Source organism: Pararhodobacter sp. SW119, from assembly GCF_017811755.1.
GTDB lineage: Bacteria > Pseudomonadota > Alphaproteobacteria > Rhodobacterales > Rhodobacteraceae > Pararhodobacter.
The window spans coordinates 375,213-400,459 of the sequence record NZ_JADDJF010000001.1 but is presented as its reverse complement, the minus strand read 5'-3'; the positions used below and the strand labels follow the sequence as shown (position 1 = coordinate 400,459).

Below are 25,247 nucleotides of genomic sequence, written 5' to 3'. Positions count from 1 at the left end.
TGCCACTGCCCTTCGCGCTTTACCGCGTGGAGCGGACATAGGCCATGCGCACGCTCGATTATCAGGTGCGCGTGCTGGACACGCTCGATGCCTATCTGGACGAGTTGAAGTCCCGCAAGGCCGAGGCCGACCAGATTGACGCGGTGCGCGCGGCCAATCCCAATCTACCCATTCCGGCGATGGACTTCACCGAGGCCACATGGGCCAGGATGCAGGCAGCGGGGCGGCTTCCCCCGTCGCGGGTGGCGATCCCGTTTTCGCCCCGCAAGGACGGGTGCGCGCGCCCGGTGCCCAACGTCACGCTGAAAGTGCCCACGGGCGGCGGCAAGACTTGGCTGGCTGTCAACGCCGTGAGCCGGATCATGGGGCGGTATCTGGCCAAGAACACCGGTTTCGTCCTGTGGATCGTGCCGAACGAGGCGATCTATACCCAGACGCTCAAACGCTTGAAGGATCGGCAGCACCCTTACCGGCAGGCGCTGGACCGCGCTGCGGCGGGGCGGGTGCGGATCATGGAGAAATCCGACCGGCTGGACGCCCGCGACGTGGAAACGCACCTGTGCGTCATGATCCTGATGCTGCAAGCCGCGAACCGGCAGACGCAAGAGACGCTGCGCATGTTCCGCGACCGGGGCGACGTGCACGGCTTCTTTCCGCCCGAAGGCGATCAGGCGGCACATGCGGCGGAATTTCAGGCGGTGCCGAACCTTGACGGGTACGACAGGGACTTCTGGCCGCATGTGAAAGACAGCCTCGGGAACCCGGGGCGGTTCAAGACCGCAGAGCAAAACGACCTCAACCAGCCCGAGAACCAAGACCTTCTGTCGCCCACGAACCGGGTGCGCGTGATCATCACCAAGGCGGCGCTGCAAGAGGGGTGGGATTGCCCCTTTGCCTATGTCCTGTGTTCGCTGGCGGCGGCGTCCAACCTGTCGGCCATGACGCAGCTTGTCGGACGCATCCTGCGCCAGCCCCATGCCCTCAAGACCGGAGTTCCGGCGCTCGATGAGTGCTACATCATCACGCATCACGCCGAGACCGGCGCAGTGGTCAACGCGATCAAGACCGGGCTGGAAAAGGACGGCCTAGCCGATCTTGTGATCGAGGTGCCCCCCGGTGCAGGCCCGGCAGGGACCGGCGCGGCGCGCAAGATCGAACGGCGCGACACGCTCCGAACGCTGCAAATCTATCTGCCCAAGGTCTTGCGGGTGGATGGCGACGGCTTGCGCGACCTCGACTACGAGACCGACATTCTGGCGGCGATAGACTGGCGCGACTACGATCCGCGCGAAGTGGCGCGGGCGATACCCGACAACCCGAGGCAAGCGGCTTCGCAGCTACAGCGCATCAGCTTGACTGACAGCGGGCGCGAACACTTCCGGGGGGAAACCATCGGCACGGGCACGGAAGCCCTGCGGTTTGACGCCTCATACGCCGTGCGCGTGGTTTCCGACCTGATCCCGAACCCGTTTGTCGCGCGGGATGTCGTGGGAAAGCTTCTCTCGCAGCTTGAGGCGCGGGGGTTTGACGAAGCGAAGCTAGGTGCGGCGGCTGGGGTGATCGTGGACACTTTGCGCCTTGCGCTGGACAAAGAGCGCACGCGGCGCGCCGAAGGGCTGTTCAAGGACGATGTGCGAGCAGGCCGCATCCAGTTCCGCTTGCGCGTGGCCGGGCCGAACTGGCAGATGCCCGATCACATCTGGACCACCGAGCCGGAACAATCGCCGGTCTTGCGCAGCGCGACAGATGAGCCTCTGACAAGAAGCCTCTTTTCCCCGGTCCTGAGGAACGAGTTGAACACGGATGAACGCGGAGTCGCGGTGCATCTGGACGGCGACGGCGCAGTGAAGTGGTGGCACCGCAACGTCGCCAAGACGAACTACGGCCTGCAAGGCTGGAAGCGCGGGCGAATCTACCCCGACTTCATCTTCGCGGCGGGCGGCAACGCGGGTGCAGACAGGATCGTCATCTTGGAAACCAAAGGCGATCACTTGCAGAACCCGGATACTGACTACAAGCAGGCCGTCTTGCAGTTCCTGTCCGACAGCTTTTCTTGGGATCAGGCGGTCCCGGCAGGTCAGTTGCAGATCACCATGACCGGTGAAACCGTCGAGTGCGCGCTTGTCTTGATGGAGGATGTCCCGACACAGCTTCCCCGCCTCATCCAAGGTCATGGGCAGAGACGGCTTGATTAGCTCCGGAGCGCCTCGGCCGGAGCGGGCGCAGCTACCACGATCTGAATAGCATCGCAGTTCCCACCTTGTGCGGGTCGGCGCTACCTCAACTAGCCCGGCTTAAGGCTTTGGTAGAGAATGCGGGATGGTGTGGGTGCGCTTGATGACTTTGCGGGTCCGAGGGTGGTGATGTTCGAAGATCACATGCGGTATCGGTGTGCCGTCACGAATATGCGTAACGAGGTCATCCTTTTTGAACCACCGACCTAGCGCACATGCCCAATCGCGACCACTCATCAGCCAGACATCTTCTCCTCCGAAATCAAAGGCGACAATCACACGCAGATCGGCCCACTCCTGAAGTAACCGGGCATCATATACCGAAAACCTGTCTATGGCGGGCTCTCCCGAACCCGGCACGGATCTGTAACGAAACAACTCGTCAAACTGCCTCTTATCCGTCGGACGCCGCTCACCGCTGACCACCCAAAGCAGCGGTGCGTGGAACTCAGTTCGCTTCAAAGCCTCCTCTGGCTTTATGTACGAGTATTGAAACTCGACAACCAACCCATGTGGCGTCCTAACGTCCGCTATGTGCAACTCGCCGCGATCATCTCGAGCTGACCGCTCCTGCCACTCCTTGGGGAATCGGTCTTTCCAAGATCGGTGCCACTCAGTCTCAGGCTCCCACCAGTGATCGCAGTGGCGCTGGCCCTTGTGTGCCCAATGCCAGACCTTCTTGGTACCGCACTTCGCGGTTAACTCAGCGCTACACCCAGGGCACAAACCAACGGCACCGGGGGTGGCCTCAACCCGCTCGCCGTTATGGACTGCAAACCTCATGCTGCGACAGTAAGATATCGATGTTTCAACGCCAAGTGATGGGCTGTGTCCCCGGTGGTGGTGTAGGAGGAGGCCGCGCGCGGAGCCATTGGCGTAGCGCAGCGCGTGGCCGGCGGTGCCGCTGGCGATCACCGTCGATCTTCGGAGAAGGTCACCGCGCTGCCGGATGCGCCGTGCTAAGGGCGGATGCGACAAGATGCAACCAATCCAAGCGCCCGAATCGAGCGGTGGGAAAAGCGGTGGGGCAGAAGTGACAAGAGCCGCAAAAGCGGCTCATTATCAACAGCTTAGATGATTAGATTGGTGGAGCCAAGGGGAGTCGAACCCCTGACCTCTTGAATGCCATTCAAGCGCTCTCCCAACTGAGCTATGGCCCCACCGTTTGCGGCGTCCGGCGCCGCGAGAGCGCATTTAGCCAAGACTCGGCGGGGGTGCAAGGGCAAAGTTGCCTCGATCACCCGCCAACCGCGTTTCTGCCTGCCCTGACGGACCTTCTCAATAAGGACCGCGGAGTGCCCAGCCTGCCGGTTCAGTCCTCGTCGTCGTCGGCGACGTCCGACAGGTCGTCGAATGAAACGGTATCGTCGTCCTCGTCCTCCAGCAGCGAATCGTCGTCCTCGACCGTCACGTCTTCATCGTCGATCAGAGCCTCGCCATCCTCGGCCGGTTCCTTGCGGACAACCTTGGCCTTCTCGGGAACGGGCTGTAGCGGCGCCCCCTTGCGGCCCGGCACGTCGATCTCGACGACTTCGCCGGTATACGGGCTGACCACCGGGCTGCGGTTCAAGTCATAGAAACGCTTGCCGGTGGTCGGGCAAAGCCTTTTGACGCCCCATTCTTCCTTGGGCATGCGACACCTTTCCTTTTGCGTGGTTGGGCGCCCGTTGCCACATGCGCGAAAGCTTGTCAAAGCCTTTGTCGTCGTGTTTTCGTTAGCCGCCGCAAAGGCGCTCCGCGAAGCACAGGCAGAACCACAGCAGGCAGAGCCACGCATGACCACCCGCCCCACCCTGACCGTCCTGCCCGGGACGCCGCCGATCCCCGTGCAGTGGCGCTGGAGCGGGCGCGCCCGGCGTCTGTCGCTGCGCGTCTCCCGGCTGGATGGGCGGGTGACGCTGACGCTGCCGCCGCGCGTCGCGCATGCCGCGGCCGAGGCGTTCCTGAACGCGCGCGAGGACTGGCTGCGCGCCGCCGTCGCCGAGGCGCACGCGCCCTGCCCGGTCGTGGCCGGGACGCTGCTGCCGGTCGCCGGTCAGCCGCTGCAGGTGATCGCCGCCGCGGCGCGCGGCGTGCTGGCGCAGGGCGACCGGCTTCTGGTGCCTGACCGCGGTCCGCCAGGGCCGCGGATCGCCGCCTGGCTGAAGCTGCAGGCGCGCGACCGGCTGGCGGTCGAGGTGGCGTCCTTCGCCGAGCGGCTGGGGCGCGAGCCGCGATCGCTGCGCCTGCGGGATACGCGGTCGCGCTGGGGCTCGTGCAGTTCGGCGGGCGATCTGATGTTTTCCTGGCGGCTGGCGATGGCGCCGCCCGAGGTGCTGTCCTACGTCGCCGCGCACGAGGTCGCGCATCTGGCCGAGATGAACCACGCGCCCGCCTACTGGCGCACGCTGGCCGGGCTGATGCCGGGCTATGAGGGCCCGCGCCAATGGCTTCGGCGCGAGGGGACATGGCTTCACCGGTTCCGTTTCAGCGACTGAGCGCGCTTGACCTGCGCGCGGCGCTGTGCTGAGCCTTGCCGATGCTCCGCGTGCCCCGCCAGCCTGTCGACCTGTCCCAGCTTTCGGCGCATGACCGGGTCTATCGCAGTCTTCGCACGCAGGTGATGCACGGCGAACTGCCCCCCGGCCAGGCGCTGACGCTGCGTGGCATCGCGCAGCAGTTCGGCGTCTCGATGACCCCCGCGCGCGAGGCGGTGCAGCGGCTGGTCGCCGAGGGGGCGCTGTCGGTCTCGGGTTCGGGGCGAGTGGCGACGCCGGAACTCAGCACCGAGCGGATCGAGGAGTTGGCCTCGATCCGGGCGCTGCTGGAGCCGGAGCTGGGCAGCCGCGCCCTGCCCCGCGCGCACCCCGCGCTGATCGACCGGATGGAGGCGATCAACGCGGCGATCACCGATGCCGTCACCCGGCAGGATTCGGTGACCTACATCCGCAGCAACCTCGAATTCCACCGCACGCTCTATCTGCGCGCGCAGAGCCCGGCGATGCTGGCGCTGGTCGAGACGCTGTGGCTGCAACTGGGGCCGACGATGCGCACGCTTTACGGCCGCCTCCGGCGCAACACGCCGCCGCATCAGCACCGGTCGATCCTGTCGGCGCTGAAGGCCGGCGACGACCCGGGGTTGCGGCTGGCGCTGCGCACCGATGTCACGCAGGGGCTGCGACACCTGGCCGGCTGATATCGGTCGCGCCGGACCCCTTGCAGGACCGCATCCGGCCTGCGCTTGAGTGCGTCGAGGGGCGCGACGGGATCGTCGCCGCGATGCGGGTGGCTGCTCAAGCTTGAGCAACCGCGCCCTCGGCCGGGAAAACTGTCGAAGTTTTCAGGGATTGGTCCAGAATATGAAAAAATGAAACGCGTTCCGGCCGAAAAATGAAAAGAAAATGCATTTTCGCGGCGCGGAATTTCGCACGTTTTTCTGGGCGTTTTGTGGTTGAGGAGTTTTGGCATACCGCATCTGGTATGTCCCGCAACACCCGGCGCCGTTTTGACACCCAGGCGCCCGCTTGACCAGTGTGAGGATCTGGCGATTTTGGTTGCTCGACGACAGCCGCCAACCGGCTACAGCAGCAACCCGAGACGAGAGAGCGTCAGCCTCGACTGCCGGCAGAGTGCGTCGTTCCTGCCCTCCTGGTAGTAACTCAGCGCAATGACCGCACCGTAGAGCGCCCAGCCCTTCGCGCGCAGCCAGTCCGCGTCATCCAGCGCAAGAGCATCGCGGAATGCCCCGCGTTGCGAGGGTTCAACCCAGAACCACGCCGTTGCGAAGTCTGCAGCCGGGTCGCCTATCGCGGACAATCCCCAGTCTATGACGCCGCGCAGAACGCCGTCCCGTGCGATCAGATTGTCCGCCTTCAGGTCGCCATGCAGCCAGACCGGGGTTCGATGGCCACGGCGCGCAATGGCCTCATGCCAGAGTTTGCGGGCGCGCCTGGCGTCGATCTCATCTGCAAGTTGATCTATGGCCCGCAGGGTTGGCGCGGACAGATCACCGAGTGGAACGCCCCGCTGACTGTTGATGTCACCTGCTGTCGGCGCACCGGCGATATCCTTCGCCTGCAATGCTTTCAGGAACCGCGCCAGATCGCGTGCGGCGACCGCGGCATCCGCGATGTTCTCGGGCGACGCGATCCGGCCCTCGATCCAATCGATTATGCCGAATTCACAGTCGAAGCCGATGTCGGCGCGACCACGGAAGCGCAATTCAGGAACCTCCAATGGAAGCCCTTTGAAATGCGGTAACCAGTCAAGTTCCTTTGATAGTAGAATCGCAGCAGATGGCCGCCTGGGTATGCGAAGCAGGCAACGATCGCCCAGGCGGAAGATCGCGTTGTCCGTCCCGGAGGAGGTGAGCTGCCGGATGGGGAAATCGGACCATTGCGGGGCCACGTTTCGAAGGATGCGACGGATCGTCGTTTCGGTTATCGGGATCTCGTCTTCGTGCATCACGGTGTGCGATCCCGCCTTTGCCTGTGCCGGGTGGGTATCGCACGGCCACGGCTGACCGCAATCGGCACTTGCGCGGGGATCGCCGCCGAGGGGTCGAGCCGGTCAAGCGGCGTCGGGATCAGTCCTTGAAGACGTAGCCGACGCCGTGGATCGTCCGGATATAGGGGCCTCGGTCGCGGGACGGCGGCAGCTTCCGGCGCAGGCGGCTGACCAGCCCGTCGACCGCGCGGTCGTGCAACTCCCATTCGCGGCCCTTTATCAGATGCACAAGCTGGTCGCGGGTCATGACCTCGCCGCGCCGGCGCAGGAAGGCCGACAGCAGGTCGAACTCGGCGCCGGTCAGGGCCAGTTCGGTGCCGTCGGGCGCGTGCACGCTGCGCGCCTGCAGGCAGACGCGATAGCCATCGAAGTCGTGGTTGGTCGCGTCGGGGGACTGGGCCTTCGGGGCTTTCACGCGCCGGCTGAGCACCGCGTTGATCCGGGCGATCAGTTCGCGCCCCCGGAAGGGCTTGACGACATAGTCGTCGGCGCCCAGCTCCAGCCCGACGACCTGGTCGGTTTCAGCGCCGCGCCCGGTCAGCAGGATCACACCCGCCGCGCCCTGCTGCCGGAGTTCGCGCACCACCGCCAGGCCGCTGCCATCGGGCAGTCCCACGTCGATCAGGTAGAGGTCGGCGGGCCCATCACGCTGCATCTGTTCGAATTCGGCGATCGACGCCGCGCAACGGACGTCGAAACCCTGGGCCGTCAGCATGTTTTCCAGAAGCCGCCGAATGGCCGCGTCGTCGTCCAACGCCGCGATACGATGCCGCAATCTTCGTACTCCCTACTCAACCATGAGTATAGTATCCGCTTGCATTCTGGCGGACAAGCCTCGGACTTCCTGCGTGGAGTTGTAAAGCGCGGGGCAGGTCAGCCCGGCGGAAGCGGCCGCGACAACACGAAGGCAGCGACGCCGGGGCCCGGGCAGCGCGTCCCGGTCTTGCACCGGCGGGGCGCATGCGATTTCCTGCGTCGCATCGACGAAAGGCGGCGGATGGCAGGCACGCGACACAGGCGGAACCGATGCTAGCCGGATGGGGCGGCTTCGTCGCGGCCTATGCCGCCTTCCTGCTGACGCATGCGATCCCGGTGCGCCCGCCGGTGCGGCCCTGGCTGGTCGCGCGCCTGGGGCCGGCGGGGTTTGGGCTGGCCTATTCGGCGCTGTCGCTGGCGGTGCTGGTCTGGCTGTTTCTGGCGGCGCGGGCGGCGCCCTGGGTGCCGCTCTGGCATCCGCCGTTCTGGGCGGGGCATGTCACGCTGCTGGCGATGGCGCTGGCCTGCCTGCTGCTGGCCTTCGCCGCCTTCCGCCCGAACCCGCTGTCCTTTGCCGGGTGGCGCAACGACCGGTTCGACCCGCGTGCGCCGGGCGTCGTCGGCTTCCTGCGCCACCCGGTGCTGGCGGCGCTGGCGCTCTGGTCGGGCGGGCATCTGGCGGCAAACGGAGATCTGGCGCATGTGCTGATGTTCGGCGGGTTCGCCGGCTTCGCGCTGCTCGGCCAACGATTGATCGACCGCCGGCGCCGACGTGAACTGGGGCCGCGCGGCTGGGCGGATCTTGCCGCCACCGCGCGCGCGCATCGCCTGTCCCAAGGCGCGGGTGCCGAGACCTTTCTGCGGCTGCTGGCCGGACTGGCGTTGGTCCATCTGCTGATCGCCCTGCATCCCTGGCTTGCCGGCGTGCCCATCGCCGCGCGCTTCATGCCCTGAGCGCTAGGCGCCGGGCATCCCCGGCGCCTTGATGTGGCGCAGCACGAGGTTGGTCTGGATATTGGCGATGCCGTCGAGTTGGAAGAGCGTGCGTTCCATGAAGTCGTTGAACGCGTCGAGGTCGCGGCAGAGCACGCGCAGATGGTAATCCGCGCCGCCGGTCGTGGCGTAGCAATCCTGCACCTCGTCATGGCGCATGACCTCGGCGACGAAACGATCGACGATCTCGCGGGCGTGGCGCACCAGCCGCACGTGGATGATGGCGTGAAACGCCATGCCGGCGCGGCGCGGGTCGATCTCGGCGCGGTAGCCGCGGATCACGCCGGCTTCCTCCAGCGCCTTGACCCGCCGCCAGCAGGCCGAGGTCGACATGCCCACCCGGTCGGCCAGGTCCTGGTTCGACAGGCGCGAATCCCGTTGCAGCAGGTCGAGAATTTGCAGATCGCGTGGTTCCAGTTGCATGGCCCCTCCTGGCAGGATATTCCACTATCCTGCCCATTCCCGGCATGAAGACCAGTCAAGACTGCGTCATTCCGGCAAATCTGGCACCCACTTTCGCCCGGCCTGCGCTAGACTGGCGCAAAGCCACAGCCACGATATGCCTTTACCGGAGGATCGCCATGACCGCCCCCTTCCGCCCGCCACTGGCCAAATACGACATGTCCGACCGCTACAGCCGGACCGAGGGACGCGTGTTCCTGACCGGCACGCAGGCGCTGGTGCGCATCCTGCTGGACCAGGCGCGGCGCGACCGGGCAGCGGGGCTGAAGACCGGCGGGCTGGTGTCGGGCTATCGCGGCTCGCCGCTGGGGGCGCTGGATCTGGAGATCTGGCGCGCGCGCGACCGGGTGAAGGAAAGCGGGATCGAGTTCCTGCCCGCGGTGAACGAGGATCTGGGCGCGACCGCGATCCTGGGATCGCAGCAGGTGGAGACGAACCCGAACGCCCAGGTGCAGGGCGTCTTCGGCATGTGGTACGGCAAGGGGCCGGGGGTGGACCGGTCGGGCGACGCGCTCAAGCACGGCAATGCCTATGGATCCAGCCCGCATGGCGGCGTGCTGGTGGTGGCGGGGGATGACCACGGTTGTGTCTCGTCCTCGATGCCGCACCAGTCGGACGCGGCGTTCCTGGCGTGGTTCATGCCGGTCATCAGCCCGGCGAACGTGGCCGAGTTCCTGCCCTTCGGCGAATGGGGCTATGCGCTCTCGCGGTTTTCCGGCCTTTGGGTCGGGTTCAAGGCGGTGTCGGACGTGGTCGAATCGGGCATGTCCGTGGACCTGCTGCCCGACCGCGCGTTCATGACGCCCGACTTCACGCCGCCGAAGGATGGGTTGCACTACCGCTGGCCCGACCTGCCCGGCTTCCAGATCGAGGACCGGCTGGAGGCCAAGAAGCAGGCCGCGCTCGCCTTCGCCGAGGCCAACCCGATCGACCGCGTGATCCATGGCATCCCGCGCGCGCGCTTCGGGTTCGTGACCACCGGCAAGGCGCATCTGGACCTGATGGAGGCGCTGCGGCTCTTGGGCATCGACCGCGACACCTGCGCGAAACTGGGCATCGACATCTACAAGGTCGGCATGGTCTGGCCGCTGGCGCATCGCGGGGCGCTGGATTTCGTCGCCGGCAAGGAGGAGATCCTGGTCGTCGAGGAAAAGCGCGGCATCGTCGAAAGCCAGTTGAAGGAATATTTCTACGACTGGGACGGCGACAAGCCGCGCCTGATGGTCGGCAAGCGCGACGAGAAGGGCGAACGCCTGATCCCGTGGACGGGCGAGCTATCGCCCCGCCAGTTGCTGCCCATCGTCGCCCAGCGACTGGACCGGCATTTCCCCGCAGGGAGATACCCCCAGCGCGCGGCCGAGATCCTGGGCGTCCAGCCTCAGGTGCTGAACATCCCCGGCGCCACCCGCACGCCCTATTTCTGCTCGGGCTGCCCGCACAACACCTCGACCCGCGTGCCGGAGGGGTCGAAGGCGCTGGCCGGCATCGGGTGTCACTTCATGGCCTCCTGGATGAACCGCGACACGACCTCGCTGATCCAGATGGGGGGCGAGGGGGTGAACTGGGCGGCATCCAGCATGTTTACCGGCAACGATCACGTCTTCCAGAACCTGGGCGAAGGCACCTGGTATCATTCGGGATCGATGGCGATCCGGCAGGCGATCGCCGCCGGCGCCAACATCACCTACAAGATCCTTTATAACGACGCGGTCGCGATGACCGGCGGCCAGCCGGTGGACGGCCCCGTCTCGGTCCAGTCCATCGCGGCGATCTGCCGGGCCGAAGGGGTGGAGCGGATCGCGCTGGTGTCGGACAATATCGGCAAGTTCAAGAGCGCCGATTTTCCCGCCGGCACCACCTTTCATGACCGCGCCGCGCTCGACGGCGTCCAGCGCGAGATCCGCACGGTGAAGGGCGTCTCGGTCCTGATCTACGAACAGGCCTGCGCCACCGAAAAGCGCCGCCGCCGCAAGCGCGGCAAGCTGGAGGATCCGCAGAAGTTCGTCATGATCAACGAACTGGTCTGCGAGGGTTGTGGCGATTGCTCGAAGGAGTCGAACTGCCTTTCGGTCGAGCCCATCGAGACGGAGTTCGGCCCCAAGCGGCGGATCAACCAGTCGAACTGCAACAAGGACTATTCCTGCCTCAACGGCTTCTGCCCGTCCTTCGTCACCGTCGAGGGCGCGGAGCGGCTGAAGCCGAAGCCGAAGGCCTCCGACGCCATCGACGCGGCGCTGGCCAAGCTGCCCGAGCCCGATCTGCCGATGCTGGAAAAGCCCTATGACCTGCTGGTCACCGGCGTCGGCGGCACCGGCGTCGTCACCGTCGGCGCGCTGATTTCCATGGCCGCGCATCTGGAGGGGCGCGGCGCGTCGGTGCTGGACTTCACCGGCTTTGCCCAGAAGTTTGGTCCGGTGCTGAGCTTCCTGCGCCTTGCGCCGAAGCCCGCGGATATCCAGCAGGTCCGCACCGACCGCGCCGCGGCCGACGCGCTGATCGGCTGCGATCTGGTGGTGTCGACCGCGCCCAAGGCCAGCGCCTGCCTTCGGCCAGGCACCCGCGCGGTGGTTACGTTGACCGAGATGCCGACCGGCGACATCGTGCTCAACCGCGATGCATCCCTGAAGATCCCGGCGCGGCTGAGGGCGCTGGAATCGGCGGTCGGCGGCGAGGTCGGCGCGCTGGATGCCGGCCGTCTGGCCGAGGCGCTGATGGGCGACACGGTCTATGCCAACATGATCCTGATGGGCTTTGCCTGGCAATCGGGGCTGGTGCCGGTGTCGCTGGCCGCGCTTGACCGGGCGATCGAGCTGAATGGCGTGGCGATGGAGGCGAACCGGCGTGCTTTCGCCCTGGGCCGGCTGGCCGCCGTCGATCCGGCGCCGTTTTCGGAGGTGCTGAACCCGAAGCCCGCCGAGGAAACGGTGGAGAAGCTGATCACGCGCCGCGCGGCGTTCCTGATCGACTATCAGGACGCAGCCTATGCGCAGGCCTATCGCGACCGGCTGGCCCCGATCCTGGCGCTGGGGGACGAGGAGTTATCGCGGGCGGCGGCGAAGAGCCTCTTCAAGCTGATGGCGGTGAAGGACGAATACGAGGTCGCGCGGCTGCACCGCGATGCCAGCTTTGCCGAGCGGATCAAGCGCGAGTTCGGCGACGGGGCGCGGGTCAACTATCACCTGGCGCCGCCGCTCTGGCCCACGGGGACCGACCACCGCGGCCGGCCCAACAAGCGCCGCTTCCCGGGATGGGGGATGCGGCCGGCGTTTGCGATGCTGGCGCGGATGAAGGGCGTCCGGGGGACGAAATGGGACCTCTTCGCCCGCCACCCCGAGCGGAAGATGGAGCGCGAGTTGCTGGACTGGTACGCGGGCCTGCTGGACCGCGCCGCGGCCGAGGCGACAGGCGACCTGCCGCGCTGGCGCGCAGTGCTGGCCGCGCCGATGGGCATCCGCGGCTATGGCCCGGTCAAGGCCGAAGCCGCTGGCAAGGTCCAGGCCGAGGTCGCGGCGAAGCTGGCCGCGCCCCGCCGCGCGGCGGCCTGAGCGCGCCGATGCCGGCAGTTTTTGCCCGCCAAACGCTCCAATGAGCGGCCTGCTCGCCAGCGAGCAAACGGGCAAAGCCTTGTAATGGATAGCTAAAAACCTTTTTGTTAACCTGAAAGAAACGGTTTTGCGCGCCGCCCTGCGACTTCAGGCGGCGCGCAGGATCGGGCGGGTCAGGCAGGTCGGCCCGCCCTCGCACGCGATGCAGAGCGCGTCGCCGGCGAAGACCTGCACGCGGCAGCCGGCGTCTTCCATCGCCTTACGGGTTTCGGGAAAGCCGTCGACCGCGATCACCTCGCCCGGCGCGGTGGGCAGGACATTGACGCTGAGCCCGAAGCTTTCGTGGAACTCGGCCGGCGGCGCGTCGATCAGGCGCCAGCCCCGGTCGCGCAGGAGCGCGTGGAAGGCAAAGGGCATCAGCGGGCGATGGACCAGCGCCAGGTCGTCGGCCAGCGGGCTGATCAGCGACATCAGGTGCAGGCAGGCGTCGCCCCCCGTCCAGACCGGCAGGTCGAAGCCGAGGACGGTGATCCCGTGCGGGCGCAGGATGTCGGCGACGGCCTCGATCCCGGCCTGGTTGGTGCGCGCCCCGCGCCCCACCGCCAGCGTGTGGCGGTCGACCCAGACGGTATCGCCCCCTTCCATGGTCGCGCCCTCGGGCAGGGCGCCGAGGATCGGGATGTCCATCGCCTGATAGGCGGCGCGGTGCAGGGCGGGCTCCTTCCGGCGCAGGGGCTTGCCCATGTTCAGGATCACCCCGCCGACCTCGGTCACGAAGGAGGGATCGTGGGTGAAGACGGCATCCGACAGCCCATCGCCATCGTGCTGTTCCAGCCAGTCGATCCGCGCGCCGCTGTCGGCGACCAGTTCCGCAAAGGCGGCATGCTGCACCTCGGCCCGCGCCGGATCGAAGCCCGGCCCGTAGTGCCAAACGGCCCGGTCGGCGGCGCGCATCGCCGCGCCGGGCGCGCGCATCATCACCCGCCGCAGCGGCGCCGCCATGCCTTGTGATCCGTATTCCCGCTGCATTCCGGTCCCTCTGGCTGGAAATTATACGCTTGAAGAATTATCGGATCGCGGGCTTAATGCAATCGAGTTCCACAGGGTTCGGGTGCATCAAGGGGGCCGCCGACCGCATGCCAGAAGCCGCCTCAGGCGACGATACCGCCCGACCCGAGGCGATACTCGTGGAGGGTCTGCACAAGTCCTTCGGTGCGCTGAAGGTGCTGCGCGGCGTCGATCTGCGCGCCTGTGAGGGCGATGTGGTGGCGGTGATCGGCGGCTCGGGGTCCGGCAAGTCGACGCTCTTGCGCTGCATCAACTTCCTCGAGCAACCGTCAGGCGGGCGGATCCTGGTGGGCGGCGAGGAAATCGCCATGCGCGCCGATGGCAGCCCCGCCAACCGCCGGCAGATCGAGCGGATCCGCACCCGGCTGGGCATGGTCTTTCAGGCGTTCAATCTATGGTCGCACATGACGCTTCTGCAGAACGTCATCGAGGTGCCGGTGCATGTGCTGGGCGTGCCAAAGCGCGAGGCGATCGCGCGCGCCCGCGACTTGCTGGACCGCGTCGGGCTGGCCGACAAGGCCGATGTCTACCCCGCGTTCCTGTCGGGCGGGCAGCAGCAGCGCGGCGCCATCGCGCGGGCGCTGGCGGTGGAGCCGCAGGTGATGCTCTTCGATGAGCCGACCTCGGCGCTGGACCCGGAACTCGTGGGCGAGGTGCTGGCGGTGATCCGCGATCTGGCGGCCGAGGGGCGGACCATGATCCTGGTCACGCACGAAATGAAGTTCGCCCGCGAAGTCGCGGGTCAAGTTATCTACCTGAACAACGGCGAGGTGATCGAGGAGGGCGCGCCCGAGGCGATCTTTGGCGCGCCGCAGTCGGATCGGCTGAAACAGTTTCTGCGAAGCGTGGCCTGACCGCGCAACAACCAACCACGACAGGAGGTACTAGAATGAAGACGACTGCTTGGATGCTGGCCGGCGCCGCGGCGCTGGCGCTTGGCACTGCGGCACAGGCCGATACGGTGCGCATCGGGATCGCTGCCGAGCCCTACCCGCCTTTCACCTCGCCCGATGCCGCGGGCAACTGGCAGGGCTGGGAGATCGACATCATCAACGCCATCTGCGAGGCGGCGGAGCTGGACTGCGAGATCGTGCCGACCTCGTGGGACGGGATCATCCCGGCGCTGCTGGGCCAGCAGATCGACGCGATCATGAACTCGATGTCGATCACCGAGGACCGGATGCAGGTGATCGACTTCTCCGACCCCTACTACAACACGCCGACCGTGATCGTGGCGCCGAAGGACATTGACATCACCCCCACGCCCGGGGGGCTGGCGGGCCGCGTGCTGGGCGTGCAGGTGGCGACGATCCACCAGACCTACGCGCAAGAGTATTTCGAGGGCGACACGACCCTGCGCATCTACCAGACCCAGGACGAGGCGAACCAGGACCTTTATGCCGGCCGGATCGACGCGACGCAGGCCGACAGCCTGGCGATGGAGGCGTTCCTGGAATCCGCCGAGGGCCAGTGCTGCGAAATCAAGGGCGCGGTCGAGCATGACGAGCGCATCCTGGGTGCGGGCGTCGGCGCCGGCATCCGCAAGGAGGACACCGAACTGAAGGAGGCGATCAACCGGGGTCTGGCGCAGATCCTGGAGGACGGCACCTATGACGCCATCAGCGAGCAGTACTTCACGGTCTCGATCTACGGCAACTGACGCGGGGTGATCGACGCGCTGATCGAGGCGCTGGGGCTGGGCCGGACGGTCGAGCTGCTGGCGCTGTCGCCGCCCGGATGGGGCGGGAACCTGCTGCGCGGTCTGGTGGCATCGATCCAGATCGCGCTCGGGGCCTTTGCGATGGGGCTGGTGATCGGGCTCTTCGGGGCCTGGGGCAAGCTTTATGGCGGGCCGGTCACGCGCGATCTGCTGGCGGTCTACACGACCGTCGTGCGCGCGGTGCCGGAGCTGGTGCTGATCCTGATCCTCTACTACGCCGGGACCGACCTGCTGAACCGTGCGCTGATGGCCGTGGGCTATGGGCGGGTGGAACTGTCGGGCGTGGTGGCCGGGATCGGGGTGCTGGGCATCGTGCAGGGCGCCTACGCGACCGAGGTGCTGCGCGGCGCGATCCAGGCGGTGCCGGCGGGTCAGGTCGAGGCCGGGCGCGCCTTTGGCATGCCGGCGCTGATGCTGATGCGGCGGATCGTGCTGCCGGCGATGCTGCCCTTCGCCATTCCGGGGCTGGCCAACCTGTGGCTGATCGCCACCAAGGACACGGCCCTGCTGGCGGTCGTCGGCTTTGCCGAGCTGACGCTGGAGACGCGGCAGGCGGCGGCGGCGACGCGGCACTACTTCACCTTCTTCCTGGCGGCCGGCGCGCTTTACCTGACCGTCACGCTGATCTCGGCGCGGCTTTTCGGGCGGCTGGAACGCTGGGCGCGGCGGGGCGAGCCGGACGTGGCGGGGGCGCGATGATGCGCGCCGGTCGCCCCGCGATGCGCTTTCGCCCACCGCCGCTGGGTGAATTCCTGCGCCCGCACCGGGTGGTGATGCTGCTGATCCTGCTGGGGATCGTGGCCTGGTGCGCGTTGAACCTGCGCTGGCACTGGTTGCCGCGCTATTCGGACCTGGCGCTGCAGGGGCTCTGGCGGACGATCTGGCTGCTGGCGCTGTCGTGTTTCCTGGGCTTCCTGCTCGCGGTGCCGTTGGGTCTGGCGCAGGCGGTCGGGCCGCGGGTGCTGGCGGTGCCGGCGCGCGCCTTCTGCACGGTGATCCGCGGCACGCCGCTGCTGTTGCAATTGTGGCTGATCTATTTCGGGCTCGGCTCGCTCTTTCCGCAGTACCCTTGGATCCGCGAAAGCGAGCTTTGGCCCTATCTGCGCGAGGCCTGGCCCTATGCGCTGCTGGCGCTGACCATCAGTTTCGCGGGCTACGAGGGCGAGGTGATGCGCGGCGCCTTCAAGAGCGTGCCGCGCGGCCAGCTGGAGGCGGCGCGCGCGATGGGGATGCCGCGGCTCACGCTCTTCCGCCGTGTCTGGCTGCCGCAGGCGGTGCAACGCGCGTTGCCGACGCTGGGTGGCGAGACGGTGCTGCAGCTGAAGGGCACGCCGCTGGTCGCGACGATCACGGTCGTCGACATCTACGCGGTGACGGCGCGCGTGCGGCAGGACACGTTCATCATCTACGAGCCGCTGTTGCTGCTGACCGTGGTCTACCTGATGATCGCGGGGTTGATCGTGCTTTTCTTCCGCTGGCTGGAGGGGCGTATTCCGCAGCGGCTGGGCTAGCCCACCTCGCTCGCCCGCAGCGCCCGCGGCGCCATCCCGAAACGGCGCCGAAACGCGCGCGAAAAACTCGACTGTTCGGCAAATCCACAGCGCAGCGCGATTTCCTGCACCGGGTGGCGGGTATCGACCAGCATGCGCCGCGCCGCCTGCAGGCGCAGGTCCAGATAGGCCGCACCCGGCCCCTGCCCCAGCCCGGCGCGAAACAGCTGCTCCAGCCGCCGCAGGCTGAGGCCCTGCTGGCGCGCGACGGCGGCCAGCGGCAGCGGCGCCTCGATATGCGCACTCATCACCCGCATGGCGCCCGAGAGGCGCGCATCGCGCGCCGCGGGCAGCATCCCCGGTCGCTGCGGTCGGGCGCCATCGACCGCAGCGTCATAGAGAAACGAACCGGCCACCTGCCCGGCCAGCGCCGCCCCGCAGCGCCGCCCGATCAGGTGCAGCATCAGGTCCGCCGCCGGCGCCGCACCGCCCGCGGTGAAGCGGTTGCGCGAGATGACGAAGCGGTCGGGCACCACCTCGACCTGCGGATGGGCGAGCGCGAAATCCTCCAGATCCTCCCAATGGACGGTGGCGCGGTGCCCGTCCAGCAGGCCCGCGCGCGCCACCACCCAGGGACCGGCATCGACCCCGCCGATCGCGAAAAAGCGCCCGGCCATGCGCCGCAGGTCGGCGACCAACCGGGGGTTGGCGCCTTCGGCCTGCCCGTAGCCCGCGATGACGATCAGCACATCGGCGCCATTCGCCGCCGAAAGCGGCCCGCTGCTGGGCAGTTCGATCCCGCAGGTCAGTGGCACCGGCGCCCCGCCGGGCGAGACGACGCGCCAGCGGAACCCGGCGCGGCCCAGGTGCCGATTGGCGCTGCGCATCGGGTCGAGCACCGAGGCCACTTCGAGGATCGAGGCGCGGGGCAGCACCAGAAGCGCAATCTCCAGCGGCTGGTCGGAAGGGGCGAAAACGGTTGCGTGTTTCGTCATGCCCTTTTCGTAAATCGCCAAGTGATCCGCCGCAAGCCTGCTAGGTTGTGGCGCAATACAGGAGGATTCCATGCCGCTTTCCATGAACCGAGAGGTCTTCATCACCTGCGCCGTCACCGGCTCGGGCGGCACGCAGGACCGCAGCCCGCATGTGCCGCGCAGCCCGGCGCAGATCGCCGAAGCCGCGATCGATGCGGCGAAGGCCGGCGCCGCGGTGGTGCATTGCCATGTCCGCGACCCCGAGACCGGCAAGCCCGCGCGCGATCCCGCCCTCTACCGCGAGGTGACCGAGCGGATCCGCGACTCCGCCACCGACGTGGTGCTGAACCTGACCGCCGGCATGGGGGGCGACCTGACCTTGGGCGGAACCGACGCACCCCTGCCCCCGGTCGCCGGCACCGACATGATCGGCGCGGCCGAGCGCGTGGCGCATGTGGTCGCCTGCTGCCCCGAGCTTTGCACGCTTGACTGCGGCACGATGAACTTCGCCGAGGCCGACTACATCATGGTCAACACCCCCGGCATGCTGCGCGACATGGCCGCGCGCATGGTCGCCAGCGGCACGCGGGTCGAGATCGAGGCCTTCGACACCGGCCATCTGTGGTTCGCGAGCCAGCTGGTGAAGGAAGGCATCATCCCCGAGCCGGTGCTGGTACAGCTGTGCATGGGTGTGCCCTGGGGCGCGCCCGATGACCTGAACACCTTCATGGCGATGGTCAACAACGTGCCGGAGGGCTGGCACTGGTCGGGCTTCGCGCTGGGGCGCAACCAGATGCCCTATGTCGCCGCGGCGATCCTGGCGGGCGGCAATGTCCGCGTCGGACTGGAAGACAACCTCTTTCTGGACAAGGGCGTGCTGGCCACGAATGCGCAACTGGTGGAGCGCGCGGTCGGCATCATCGAGAACATGGGCGCACGGATCGTCGGCCCGGACGAGGTGCGCAAGCGGCTGAAGCTGGAAAAGCGGGCGCCAGCCTGATCCCCGAACACGGACGGAGCGCGACGTGAGCCAACGCGTCCTCATCACCGGCGGCGCCTCGGGCATCGGCCTTGCCTTCGCCCGCGGCTTTGCCGGGCGCGGTGACCGGATCGCGCTCTGCGACGCCGATGCCGCGGCGGTCGCGCGCGTGCGCGGCGCGCATCCGGACTTCATCGCCGAAACCGTCGATGTCACGGACCCGCCGCAGATGGACGCCTTCCTTGCGCGGATCGAGGCTGCATGGGGCGGCATCGACGTGGTCTGCGCCAATGCCGGCACCGGTGGGCCCGCCGGCCGGATCGAGGATCTGGACTACGCCGCCTGGACGGCCTGCGTCGGCGTCAACCTCTTCGGCGCGTTCCTGACCTGTCGCTGGGCCGAGCGGCTGATGCGCGCGCAGGGATCGGGCCTGATCCTGATCACCACGTCGACCTCGGGCTTTCACGCCGTGCCGCATCGGTCGCCCTATGTCGCGGCGAAATGGGGGCTCGTCGGGCTGATGAAGACGCTGGCGATGGAACTGGGTCCGTCGGGCGTGCGCGTCAACGCCATCGCGCCCGGCGCGGTCGAGGGCGAACGGATGGAGCGCGTGGTTGAAATGGAGGCGCGCGCCGCGGGCTGCACGCCGGACGAGATACGCGCCCAGTATGCGGACGGCACGAGCCTGCGCAGCTGGGTCACAAGCGACAATGTGGCGGACATGGCGCTGTTCCTCGCCTCGCCCGCGGCGAAGAGGGTGACGGGGCAGATCCTGGCCGTCGACGGACATACGGAAAGAATGGTGTGATGACAAAGACGGCAGCAATCATCGGCGGCGGCGTGATCGGGGGCGGCTGGGCCGCGCGGTTCCTGCTCAACGGTTGGGATGTGGCCGTCTTCGACCCCGACGCCCAGGCCGAACGCAAGATCACCGAGGTGCTGGCCAACGCGCGGCGCAGCCTGCCGGCGCTGTCGGATGTCACCATGCCGGCCGAGGGGCGGTTGCGCATCGCCCCCACGCTGGAGGCGGCGGTCACGGGCGCGGCCTACATCCAGGAATCCGTTTCCGAGGATCTGGCTCTGAAGCACCGCGTCTACGCGCAGATTCAGGCCGTCGCGCCGGAGGTGCCGCTCGGTTCCTCGACCTCGGGCTTCAAGCCCTCGCAACTGCAGGAAGGCGCCGTGAACCCCGCCGCGATCTTCGTGGCCCACCCCTTCAACCCGGTCTACCTGCTGCCGCTGGTCGAGGTCGTGCCCAGCCCCCAGTCGAACGCCGCCCTGATCGACGGCGCAAAGGGAATCCTGCGCGCGATCGGCATGTATCCCCTGCATGTGCGCAAGGAGATCGACGCCCATATCGCCGACCGCTTCCTCGAGGCCGTCTGGCGCGAGGCGCTGTGGTTGGTCAAGGACGGCGTGGCGACAACCGAGGAGATTGACGAGGCGATCCGCATGGGCTTCGGCCTGCGCTGGGGACAGATGGGCCTGTTCGAGACCTACCGGATCGCCGGGGGCGAGCCCGGGATGCGGCACTTCCTGGCGCAGTTCGGCCCCTGCCTGACCTGGCCCTGGACGAAGCTGATGGACGTGCCCGCGTTCGACGACGCGCTGGTCGATCTGATCGCCGGCCAGTCCGACGCGCAATCCGGGCACCTGTCGATCCGCGAGCTGGAACGCATCCGCGACGACAACCTCGTCGGTTTCCTGCGCGTCCTGAAAGCGCGCAACTGGGGCGCGGGCCGCGTGCTGCTGGAACACGACGCCACACGCCGCGCCGAAGCCCCCGACCCGACCCCGGACACCGCCGCGCCAATGGTCATGGCGCATATGCAGGTCCTGCCCGGCTGGATCGACTACAACGGCCACATGACCGAAAGCCGCTACCTCTTCGCCAGTTCGGAAACCACCGACGCCTTCCTGCGCCATATCGGCGCCGGCATGGACTACGTCGCCGCCGGTCACAGCTACTACACCGCCGAGACGCACATCATGCATCTGGGTGAGGCGAAGCTGGGCGATCGGCTCACCGGGTCGGTGCAGGTGCTGGGTGCGGACGAAAAGCGCCTGCATGTCTTCGTGCGGATCGTGCGCGACGGGCAGGCCGTGGCGACGCTGGAACAGATGTTGCTGCATGTCGACACCGGATCGGGCCGCACCTGCCCCTCCGCACCGCAGGTGTTGGCGCGGCTGAAGCCGATCGCCACAGCGCACGAAAGCCTGCCCCCGCCCGATGGCGCGGGCCGCCACGTCGGACAAGGAAGAGGCTGATGGATTTTGCCCTCAGCGACGAACAGCGCATGATCGTCGAGACGACGCGCGCCTTCGTCGAGACCGAGCTTTACCCGCACGAGGCGCTGGTCGAACGCACCGGCCACCTGCCGATGGAGCTGATCCGCGAGTTGCAGGCCAAGGCGATGGCAGCCGGCCTCTACGCCGCCAACATGCCCGAGGAGGTGGGCGGCGCCGGCCTCGATACGCTGTCCTGGCTCCTCTACGAGCGCGAGCTGGGCCGCGCCAACTACGCGCTCCACTGGACCTGCGTCGCGCGCCCCTCGAACATCCTGCTAGCCGGCACGCCCGAGCAGCGCGAACGCTACCTGATGCCCTGCATCCGGGGCGAGACCTGGGACTGCCTCGCGATGACCGAACCCGGCGCCGGATCGGACCTGCGCGGCATGCAGGCCAGCGCGCGGCCGGACGGTGCCGACTGGGTCCTCAACGGCACCAAGCATTTCATCAGCCATGCCGACATCGCCGGCTTCACCATCGCCTTCATGGCCACCGGCGAGGAAGATACGCCGCGCGGCAGGAAGAAGAAGATCACCGCCTTCTTCGTCGACAAGGGCACGCCCGGCTTCACCGTGCGCGAGGGCTACCGCAACGTCAGCCACCGCGGCTATTCGAACGCGATCCTCGAATTCGACGACTGCCGCGTGCCGGCCGACAACGTTCTGGGCGAGGTCCACAGGGGCTTCGAGGTCGCCAACACCTGGCTCGGCGCGACCCGCCTACAGGTCGCCGCCACCAGCCTCGGCCGCGCCGACCGGGCCCTGGGCCATGCGCTCGCCTGGGCGGCCGAGCGGCGCCAGTTCGGCCAGCAGATCGGCAAGTTCCAGGGCGTCAGCTTCAAGCTCGCCGACATGGCGCTGGAACTAAGGGCCGCGGAACTCCTGACTTGGCAGGCCGGCTGGAAATTCGACGAGGGCACCGTGACCGAGGCCGACATGGCGATGGCGAAACTCAAGGCAACCGAGGCGCTGGCGATGATCGCCGACGAGGCGATCCAGATCCACGGCGGCATGGGCCTAATGGACGAGTTGCCCCTCGAACGCATCTGGCGCGACGCGCGCGTGGAACGCATCTGGGAGGGCACATCCGAGATTCAGCGCCACATCATCAGTCGTGAACTGTTGCGGCCGCAGGGCGGCTGAGCGCGCGCCGGGGGCTGTCTGCCCCGCGCCGGCTGGTTCTCGAACCAGTGGCGAACTAACCGGCGCCCCCCGAGGATATTTTCGGACAGATGAAATAACGAAATGTCAATTGCGGAAACCAATTCTATCAGCGCGGTACAGGCGGGGACGCCGATGACCGTGACAGGTGAAGTCCCCCGGCCCGGCACGTTCCGGGTCGGGGGCAGTCCTTACTTTTTCATCTGTCCTCAAATATCCTCGGGGGGTGAATTGCCCGCAGGGCAAGAGGGGGGCAGAAAGCCCCCCCCGCCCCTCGCAGCGGCCGCATGATGAGGGATCTCGCCCGCCTCCTCAGTCCCCGCTCGATCGCCATCCTCGGCGTCCACTGGGCCGCCAACGTGATCGAACAGTGCCGCAAGATCGGCTTCGACGGCGCGATCTGGCCGGTCCATCCTTCTCGCTCCCGGATTGCGGGCGTGCCCTGCGTGCCGTCGTTGTCTGCCTTGCCCGCCCTGCCCGACGCCGCCTTCATCGGCGTCAACCGGCATGCGACGATTGAGGTTGTGGCCGAACTCGCCGCGATGGGGGCGGGCGGCGCTGTCGCCTTCGCCAGTGGCTGGCGCGAATCGGGGGCGGGGGATCTGCAGGACCGTCTGGTGGCTGCGGCAGGCGGGATGCCGGTGCTGGGACCGAACTGCTACGGGTTCATCAACTACCTCGACGGCGCGCTTCTGTGGCCCGATCAGCATGGTGGGCGGCCGGTCGCGCAGGGCGTCGCGATCGTCAGCCAGTCGTCGAACATCGCGATCAACCTGACCATGCAGGCGCGCGGGTTGCCGGTCGCCTATGTCACCTGCCTGGGCAACGCCGCCCAGGTTGGACTGGCGGATCTGGCGGGTGCGCTGCTCGCAGACGACCGTGTCACTGCGCTGGGTCTTTACGTCGAGGGTATCGCCGATGCGCCGGCGCTGGCCGGGCTGGCCGAGGCGGCGCGCCGGAGCGGCAAGGGGATCGTCGCGCTAAAGTCCGGGCGGACCGAGGCCGCGCGCAGCGCCGCGGCCTCGCACACCGCCGCGTTGGCCGGGGCGGGGGTGGCCTCCGCGGCCTTTCTGGCACAATCGGGCATTGCCGAGGTGGCGACGCTTTCAGAACTCGTCGAGACGCTGAAGATCTTCCATGTCCACGGGCCGGGTCTGGGGCAGCGGCTCTGTTCGCTGTCGTGCTCGGGCGGCGAAGCGGGCCTGGTGGCCGACCTGGCGGCGCCGTTTGCGCTGACATTTTCGCCGCCCTCGGACATGCAGCGCGTGGCGCTTTCCGAAACCCTCGGCCCGCTTGTCGCCATCGCCAACCCGCTGGACTACCACACCTACATCTGGGGGGACGGGCCGCGCACGACGCAGGTCTTCTCGACCATGCTGGCGGGGTATGACGCGGGTCTTTTTGTCATCGATCCGCCCCGACCGGACCGCTGCGATCCCTCCAGCTTTCTCCCGGCGCTGGCGGCGATCGAGGCCGCGCAGGAGGCCACCGGCAAGCCGGCCTTTCCGGTCGCGTCCTTGCCCGAGAATTTCGACGAGGCGCTGGCCATCGCGATGATCGACCGTGGCGTCGCGCCGCTGATGGGGTTGGAGACCGCGTTGGCGGCGATCAAGGCCGCGCAGACGCCGCCGGGACAGCACGGCTGGTGCCCCTGGACGGCCGCGGAGATGCCCCCCCGCGGGCTGGTCGACGAGGCCGCCGCCAAGGAACGCCTTGCCGGTGCCGGCATCGCCGTTCCGAATGGAGTGACAGCTTCGACGCTGGCCGCGCTGGAGGCGCCCGCTCGCGCCTTGCGCCCGCCGCTGGCGCTCAAGGGCCTCGGCTTTGCCCACAAGACCGAGGCGGGCGCGGTGCGCTTGGGCCTGCCCGATCTGATTGGCGCCACCGAGATGCCGGGCGCGACCGGTTACCTGGCCGAGGAGATGGTCACCGACGCGCGGGCCGAGGTGCTGCTGGGCATCCGGCGCGACCCGGTCTATGGCGCGACACTGACCCTGGGGCTGGGCGGCGTCACCGCTGAATTGCTGGACGACAGCGTGACGCTGGTGCTGCCGGTGACAGGCGCCGAGATCGCGCAGGCGCTGCGGCGGCTTCTGCTCTGGCCGCTGCTCGACGGCTATCGCGGGCGGCCCCGGCCGGATGTCGCCGCCGTGGTCGAGGCCGCGCTTGCCCTGCAGCGCCTGCTGGCCGAGGATCCGGCGCTGCAGGAGATCGAGATCAACCCGCTGATGGTCCGCGATGCCGGCGCCGTCGCGGTCGATGCCGTCATATGGGAGGACGCGAGATGATGCAGATGCGCAGCGAAGGACCGATCCGCACCCGCCACGAGGGCGCGATCCTGGAGGTCACGCTGGACCGGCCGAAGGCCAATGCGATCGACCTGGGAACCAGCCGGATCATGGGCGACGTGTTTCGGGATTTCCGCGACGACGACGCCCTGTGCGTCGCCATCCTGCGGGCCGAGGGCGAGAAGTTCTTCTGTCCCGGCTGGGATTTGAAGGGGGCAGCCGATGGCGACGCGGTCGATGGCGATTACGGCGTCGGCGGCTTTGGCGGCCTGCAGGAACTGCCGCATCTGAACAAGCCGGTCATCGCCGCGGTGAACGGCATCTGCTGCGGCGGCGGGCTGGAACTGGCGCTGTCCTGCGATCTGATCCTGGCCGCCGACACCGCCACCTTCGCCCTGCCCGAGATCCGGTCGGGCACCGTGGCCGACGCGGCCTCGGTCAAGTTGCCGAAACGCATTCCCTATCACGTGGCCATGGACCTTCTGCTGACCGGCCGCTGGTTCGACGCCGAGGAAGCGCTGCGCTGGGGTTTGCTGAAGGAGATCTGCGCGCCGGGCGATCTGCACTCCAAGGCCTGGGACCTGGCGCGGCTGCTGGAATCCGGCCCGCCCCTGGTCTACGCCGCGATCAAAGAAATCGTTCGCGAGGCCGAGGACATGCGCTTTCAGGACGCGCTCAACCGCATCACGAAACGCCAGTTCGCAACCGTGGATCGGCTCTATGCGTCCGAGGATCAGCTGGAAGGCGCCCGCGCCTTCGCCGAGAAGCGCGATCCGGTCTGGAAGGGGCGCTGACACGGAAAGC

Annotated in this window: 21 protein-coding genes and 1 tRNA gene; 15 read left to right on the top strand and 7 right to left on the bottom strand. The window is 67.8% G+C overall.

Going from position 1 to position 25,247, the window contains the following annotated elements; all coding sequences use genetic code 11:
• Positions 1 to 44: 44 nt before the first annotated feature.
• Complete coding sequence (locus tag IM708_RS01845; RefSeq protein WP_209424587.1) at positions 45 to 2,195, top strand: DEAD/DEAH box helicase family protein; 2,151 nt, start codon at positions 45 to 47, stop codon at positions 2,193 to 2,195.
• A 1,123-nt stretch (positions 2,196 to 3,318) separates the two neighbouring features.
• On the opposite strand, the gene IM708_RS01835 is transcribed toward IM708_RS01845, so the two are convergent.
• Together IM708_RS01835 and IM708_RS01830 are read right to left on the bottom strand one after the other, a co-directional pair.
• A tRNA-Ala gene (locus IM708_RS01835) sits at positions 3,319 to 3,394 on the bottom strand.
• 152 nt (positions 3,395 to 3,546) lie between these two features.
• A complete protein-coding gene (locus IM708_RS01830; protein ID WP_209424585.1) occupies positions 3,547 to 3,867 on the bottom strand; it encodes a TIGR02300 family protein in 321 nt (106 codons plus the stop codon).
• 142 nt (positions 3,868 to 4,009) lie between these two features.
• On the opposite strand from IM708_RS01830, the gene IM708_RS01825 reads away from it, so the two are divergent.
• Positions 4,010 to 4,711, top strand: coding sequence for a SprT family zinc-dependent metalloprotease (locus IM708_RS01825; protein WP_245242923.1), 702 nt, complete (start codon positions 4,010 to 4,012; stop codon positions 4,709 to 4,711).
• A gap of 41 nt (positions 4,712 to 4,752) precedes the next feature.
• A complete protein-coding gene (locus tag IM708_RS01820; protein ID WP_209424584.1) occupies positions 4,753 to 5,409 on the top strand; it encodes a GntR family transcriptional regulator in 657 nt (218 codons plus the stop codon).
• Positions 5,410 to 5,792: 383 nt separating this feature from the next.
• On the opposite strand, the gene IM708_RS01815 is transcribed toward IM708_RS01820, so the two are convergent.
• Together IM708_RS01815 and IM708_RS01810 are read right to left on the bottom strand one after the other, a co-directional pair.
• Positions 5,793 to 6,677, bottom strand: a complete 885-nt coding sequence (locus tag IM708_RS01815) for an aminoglycoside phosphotransferase family protein (protein ID WP_245242949.1) — start codon at positions 6,675 to 6,677, stop codon at positions 5,793 to 5,795.
• A 121-nt stretch (positions 6,678 to 6,798) separates the two neighbouring features.
• The gene (locus IM708_RS01810; RefSeq protein ID WP_209424582.1) at positions 6,799 to 7,494 is read right to left on the bottom strand and encodes a response regulator transcription factor; all 696 of its coding nucleotides are present in this window, start codon (positions 7,492 to 7,494) and stop codon (positions 6,799 to 6,801) included.
• A 251-nt stretch (positions 7,495 to 7,745) separates the two neighbouring features.
• Here IM708_RS01810 and IM708_RS01805 point away from each other — a divergent pair, with 251 nt between their 5' ends.
• Complete coding sequence (locus tag IM708_RS01805; protein WP_209424581.1) at positions 7,746 to 8,429, top strand: NnrU family protein; 684 nt, start codon at positions 7,746 to 7,748, stop codon at positions 8,427 to 8,429.
• Positions 8,430 to 8,432: 3 nt separating this feature from the next.
• On the opposite strand, the gene IM708_RS01800 is transcribed toward IM708_RS01805, so the two are convergent.
• Entirely contained in the window at positions 8,433 to 8,891 is a 459-nt protein-coding gene (locus tag IM708_RS01800) for an Lrp/AsnC family transcriptional regulator (protein WP_209424580.1), read from the bottom strand.
• 158 nt (positions 8,892 to 9,049) lie between these two features.
• On the opposite strand from IM708_RS01800, the gene IM708_RS01795 reads away from it, so the two are divergent.
• Entirely contained in the window at positions 9,050 to 12,475 is a 3,426-nt protein-coding gene (locus IM708_RS01795) for an indolepyruvate ferredoxin oxidoreductase family protein (RefSeq protein ID WP_209424579.1), read from the top strand.
• Between the two features lie 147 nt (positions 12,476 to 12,622).
• Here IM708_RS01795 and IM708_RS01790 read toward each other — a convergent pair whose 3' ends face one another.
• Complete coding sequence (locus tag IM708_RS01790) at positions 12,623 to 13,477, bottom strand: arginine deiminase family protein (RefSeq protein WP_245242922.1); 855 nt, start codon at positions 13,475 to 13,477, stop codon at positions 12,623 to 12,625.
• Between the two features lie 134 nt (positions 13,478 to 13,611).
• Here IM708_RS01790 and IM708_RS01785 point away from each other — a divergent pair, with 134 nt between their 5' ends.
• Genes IM708_RS01785 through IM708_RS01770 form a run of 4 tightly spaced genes read left to right on the top strand, consistent with a single transcriptional unit; the run spans position 13,612 to position 16,774 of the window.
• Positions 13,612 to 14,397: an ATP-binding cassette domain-containing protein gene (locus IM708_RS01785; RefSeq protein ID WP_209424577.1), complete on the top strand. Its 786-nt coding sequence runs from the start codon at positions 13,612 to 13,614 to the stop codon at positions 14,395 to 14,397.
• Between the two features lie 35 nt (positions 14,398 to 14,432).
• Positions 14,433 to 15,203, top strand: a complete 771-nt coding sequence (locus tag IM708_RS01780) for a transporter substrate-binding domain-containing protein (protein ID WP_209424576.1) — start codon at positions 14,433 to 14,435, stop codon at positions 15,201 to 15,203.
• Positions 15,204 to 15,212: 9 nt separating this feature from the next.
• On the top strand, positions 15,213 to 15,962 hold the full coding sequence (locus tag IM708_RS01775) for an ABC transporter permease (protein WP_209424611.1): 750 nt from the start codon (positions 15,213 to 15,215) through the stop codon (positions 15,960 to 15,962).
• The gene (locus IM708_RS01770) at positions 15,962 to 16,774 is read left to right on the top strand and encodes an ABC transporter permease (protein WP_245242947.1); all 813 of its coding nucleotides are present in this window, start codon (positions 15,962 to 15,964) and stop codon (positions 16,772 to 16,774) included. Before IM708_RS01775 ends, IM708_RS01770 begins: the two co-directional genes overlap by 1 nt.
• Here IM708_RS01770 and IM708_RS01765 read toward each other — a convergent pair.
• On the bottom strand, positions 16,771 to 17,748 hold the full coding sequence (locus IM708_RS01765; protein ID WP_209424575.1) for a GlxA family transcriptional regulator: 978 nt from the start codon (positions 17,746 to 17,748) through the stop codon (positions 16,771 to 16,773). The two genes, IM708_RS01770 and IM708_RS01765, sit on opposite strands and share 4 nt — an antisense overlap.
• Before the next feature lie 70 nt (positions 17,749 to 17,818).
• Between IM708_RS01765 and IM708_RS01760 the strand changes: the two genes are divergently transcribed.
• From IM708_RS01760 to IM708_RS01735, 6 genes are all read left to right on the top strand, one after another.
• Positions 17,819 to 18,727: a 3-keto-5-aminohexanoate cleavage protein gene (locus tag IM708_RS01760; RefSeq protein ID WP_209424574.1), complete on the top strand. Its 909-nt coding sequence runs from the start codon at positions 17,819 to 17,821 to the stop codon at positions 18,725 to 18,727.
• Positions 18,728 to 18,752: 25 nt separating this feature from the next.
• A complete protein-coding gene (locus IM708_RS01755) occupies positions 18,753 to 19,514 on the top strand; it encodes an SDR family oxidoreductase (protein ID WP_209424573.1) in 762 nt (253 codons plus the stop codon).
• Positions 19,514 to 20,974 carry a carnitine 3-dehydrogenase gene (locus IM708_RS01750; RefSeq protein WP_209424572.1) on the top strand — a complete coding sequence of 487 codons (1,461 nt, stop codon included), beginning with the start codon at positions 19,514 to 19,516 and terminating at the stop codon, positions 20,972 to 20,974. The genes IM708_RS01755 and IM708_RS01750 overlap by 1 nt, the downstream gene beginning before the upstream one ends.
• Entirely contained in the window at positions 20,974 to 22,137 is a 1,164-nt protein-coding gene (locus IM708_RS01745) for an acyl-CoA dehydrogenase family protein (protein ID WP_209424571.1), read from the top strand. The genes IM708_RS01750 and IM708_RS01745 overlap by 1 nt, the downstream gene beginning before the upstream one ends.
• 305 nt (positions 22,138 to 22,442) lie before the next feature.
• Positions 22,443 to 24,443, top strand: a complete 2,001-nt coding sequence (locus IM708_RS01740; protein WP_245242921.1) for an acetate--CoA ligase family protein — start codon at positions 22,443 to 22,445, stop codon at positions 24,441 to 24,443.
• Positions 24,440 to 25,237, top strand: a complete 798-nt coding sequence (locus tag IM708_RS01735) for a carnitinyl-CoA dehydratase (RefSeq protein WP_209424570.1) — start codon at positions 24,440 to 24,442, stop codon at positions 25,235 to 25,237. The genes IM708_RS01740 and IM708_RS01735 overlap by 4 nt, the downstream gene beginning before the upstream one ends.
• Positions 25,238 to 25,247 lie beyond the last annotated feature (10 nt).

Excerpts from the sequence above, each read along its gene's own strand:
- IM708_RS01845 (WP_209424587.1), top strand. The coding sequence starts at position 45 with ATGCGCACGCTCGATTATCAGGTGCGCGTGCTGGACACGCTCGATGCC.
- IM708_RS01830 (WP_209424585.1), bottom strand. The coding sequence starts at position 3,867 with ATGCCCAAGGAAGAATGGGGCGTCAAAAGGCTTTGCCCGACCACCGGC.
- IM708_RS01825 (WP_245242923.1), top strand. The coding sequence starts at position 4,010 with ATGACCACCCGCCCCACCCTGACCGTCCTGCCCGGGACGCCGCCGATC.
- IM708_RS01820 (WP_209424584.1), top strand. The coding sequence starts at position 4,753 with ATGCTCCGCGTGCCCCGCCAGCCTGTCGACCTGTCCCAGCTTTCGGCG.
- IM708_RS01815 (WP_245242949.1), bottom strand. The coding sequence starts at position 6,677 with ATGCACGAAGACGAGATCCCGATAACCGAAACGACGATCCGTCGCATC.
- IM708_RS01805 (WP_209424581.1), top strand. The coding sequence starts at position 7,746 with ATGCTAGCCGGATGGGGCGGCTTCGTCGCGGCCTATGCCGCCTTCCTG.
- IM708_RS01800 (WP_209424580.1), bottom strand. The coding sequence starts at position 8,891 with ATGCAACTGGAACCACGCGATCTGCAAATTCTCGACCTGCTGCAACGG.
- IM708_RS01795 (WP_209424579.1), top strand. The coding sequence starts at position 9,050 with ATGACCGCCCCCTTCCGCCCGCCACTGGCCAAATACGACATGTCCGAC.
- IM708_RS01790 (WP_245242922.1), bottom strand. The coding sequence starts at position 13,477 with ATGGCGGCGCCGCTGCGGCGGGTGATGATGCGCGCGCCCGGCGCGGCG.
- IM708_RS01785 (WP_209424577.1), top strand. The coding sequence starts at position 13,612 with ATGCCAGAAGCCGCCTCAGGCGACGATACCGCCCGACCCGAGGCGATA.
- IM708_RS01780 (WP_209424576.1), top strand. The coding sequence starts at position 14,433 with ATGAAGACGACTGCTTGGATGCTGGCCGGCGCCGCGGCGCTGGCGCTT.
- IM708_RS01770 (WP_245242947.1), top strand. The coding sequence starts at position 15,962 with ATGCGCGCCGGTCGCCCCGCGATGCGCTTTCGCCCACCGCCGCTGGGT.
- IM708_RS01765 (WP_209424575.1), bottom strand. The coding sequence starts at position 17,748 with ATGACGAAACACGCAACCGTTTTCGCCCCTTCCGACCAGCCGCTGGAG.
- IM708_RS01760 (WP_209424574.1), top strand. The coding sequence starts at position 17,819 with ATGCCGCTTTCCATGAACCGAGAGGTCTTCATCACCTGCGCCGTCACC.
- IM708_RS01750 (WP_209424572.1), top strand. The coding sequence starts at position 19,514 with ATGACAAAGACGGCAGCAATCATCGGCGGCGGCGTGATCGGGGGCGGC.
- IM708_RS01745 (WP_209424571.1), top strand. The coding sequence starts at position 20,974 with ATGGATTTTGCCCTCAGCGACGAACAGCGCATGATCGTCGAGACGACG.
- IM708_RS01740 (WP_245242921.1), top strand. The coding sequence starts at position 22,443 with ATGATGAGGGATCTCGCCCGCCTCCTCAGTCCCCGCTCGATCGCCATC.
- IM708_RS01735 (WP_209424570.1), top strand. The coding sequence starts at position 24,440 with ATGATGCAGATGCGCAGCGAAGGACCGATCCGCACCCGCCACGAGGGC.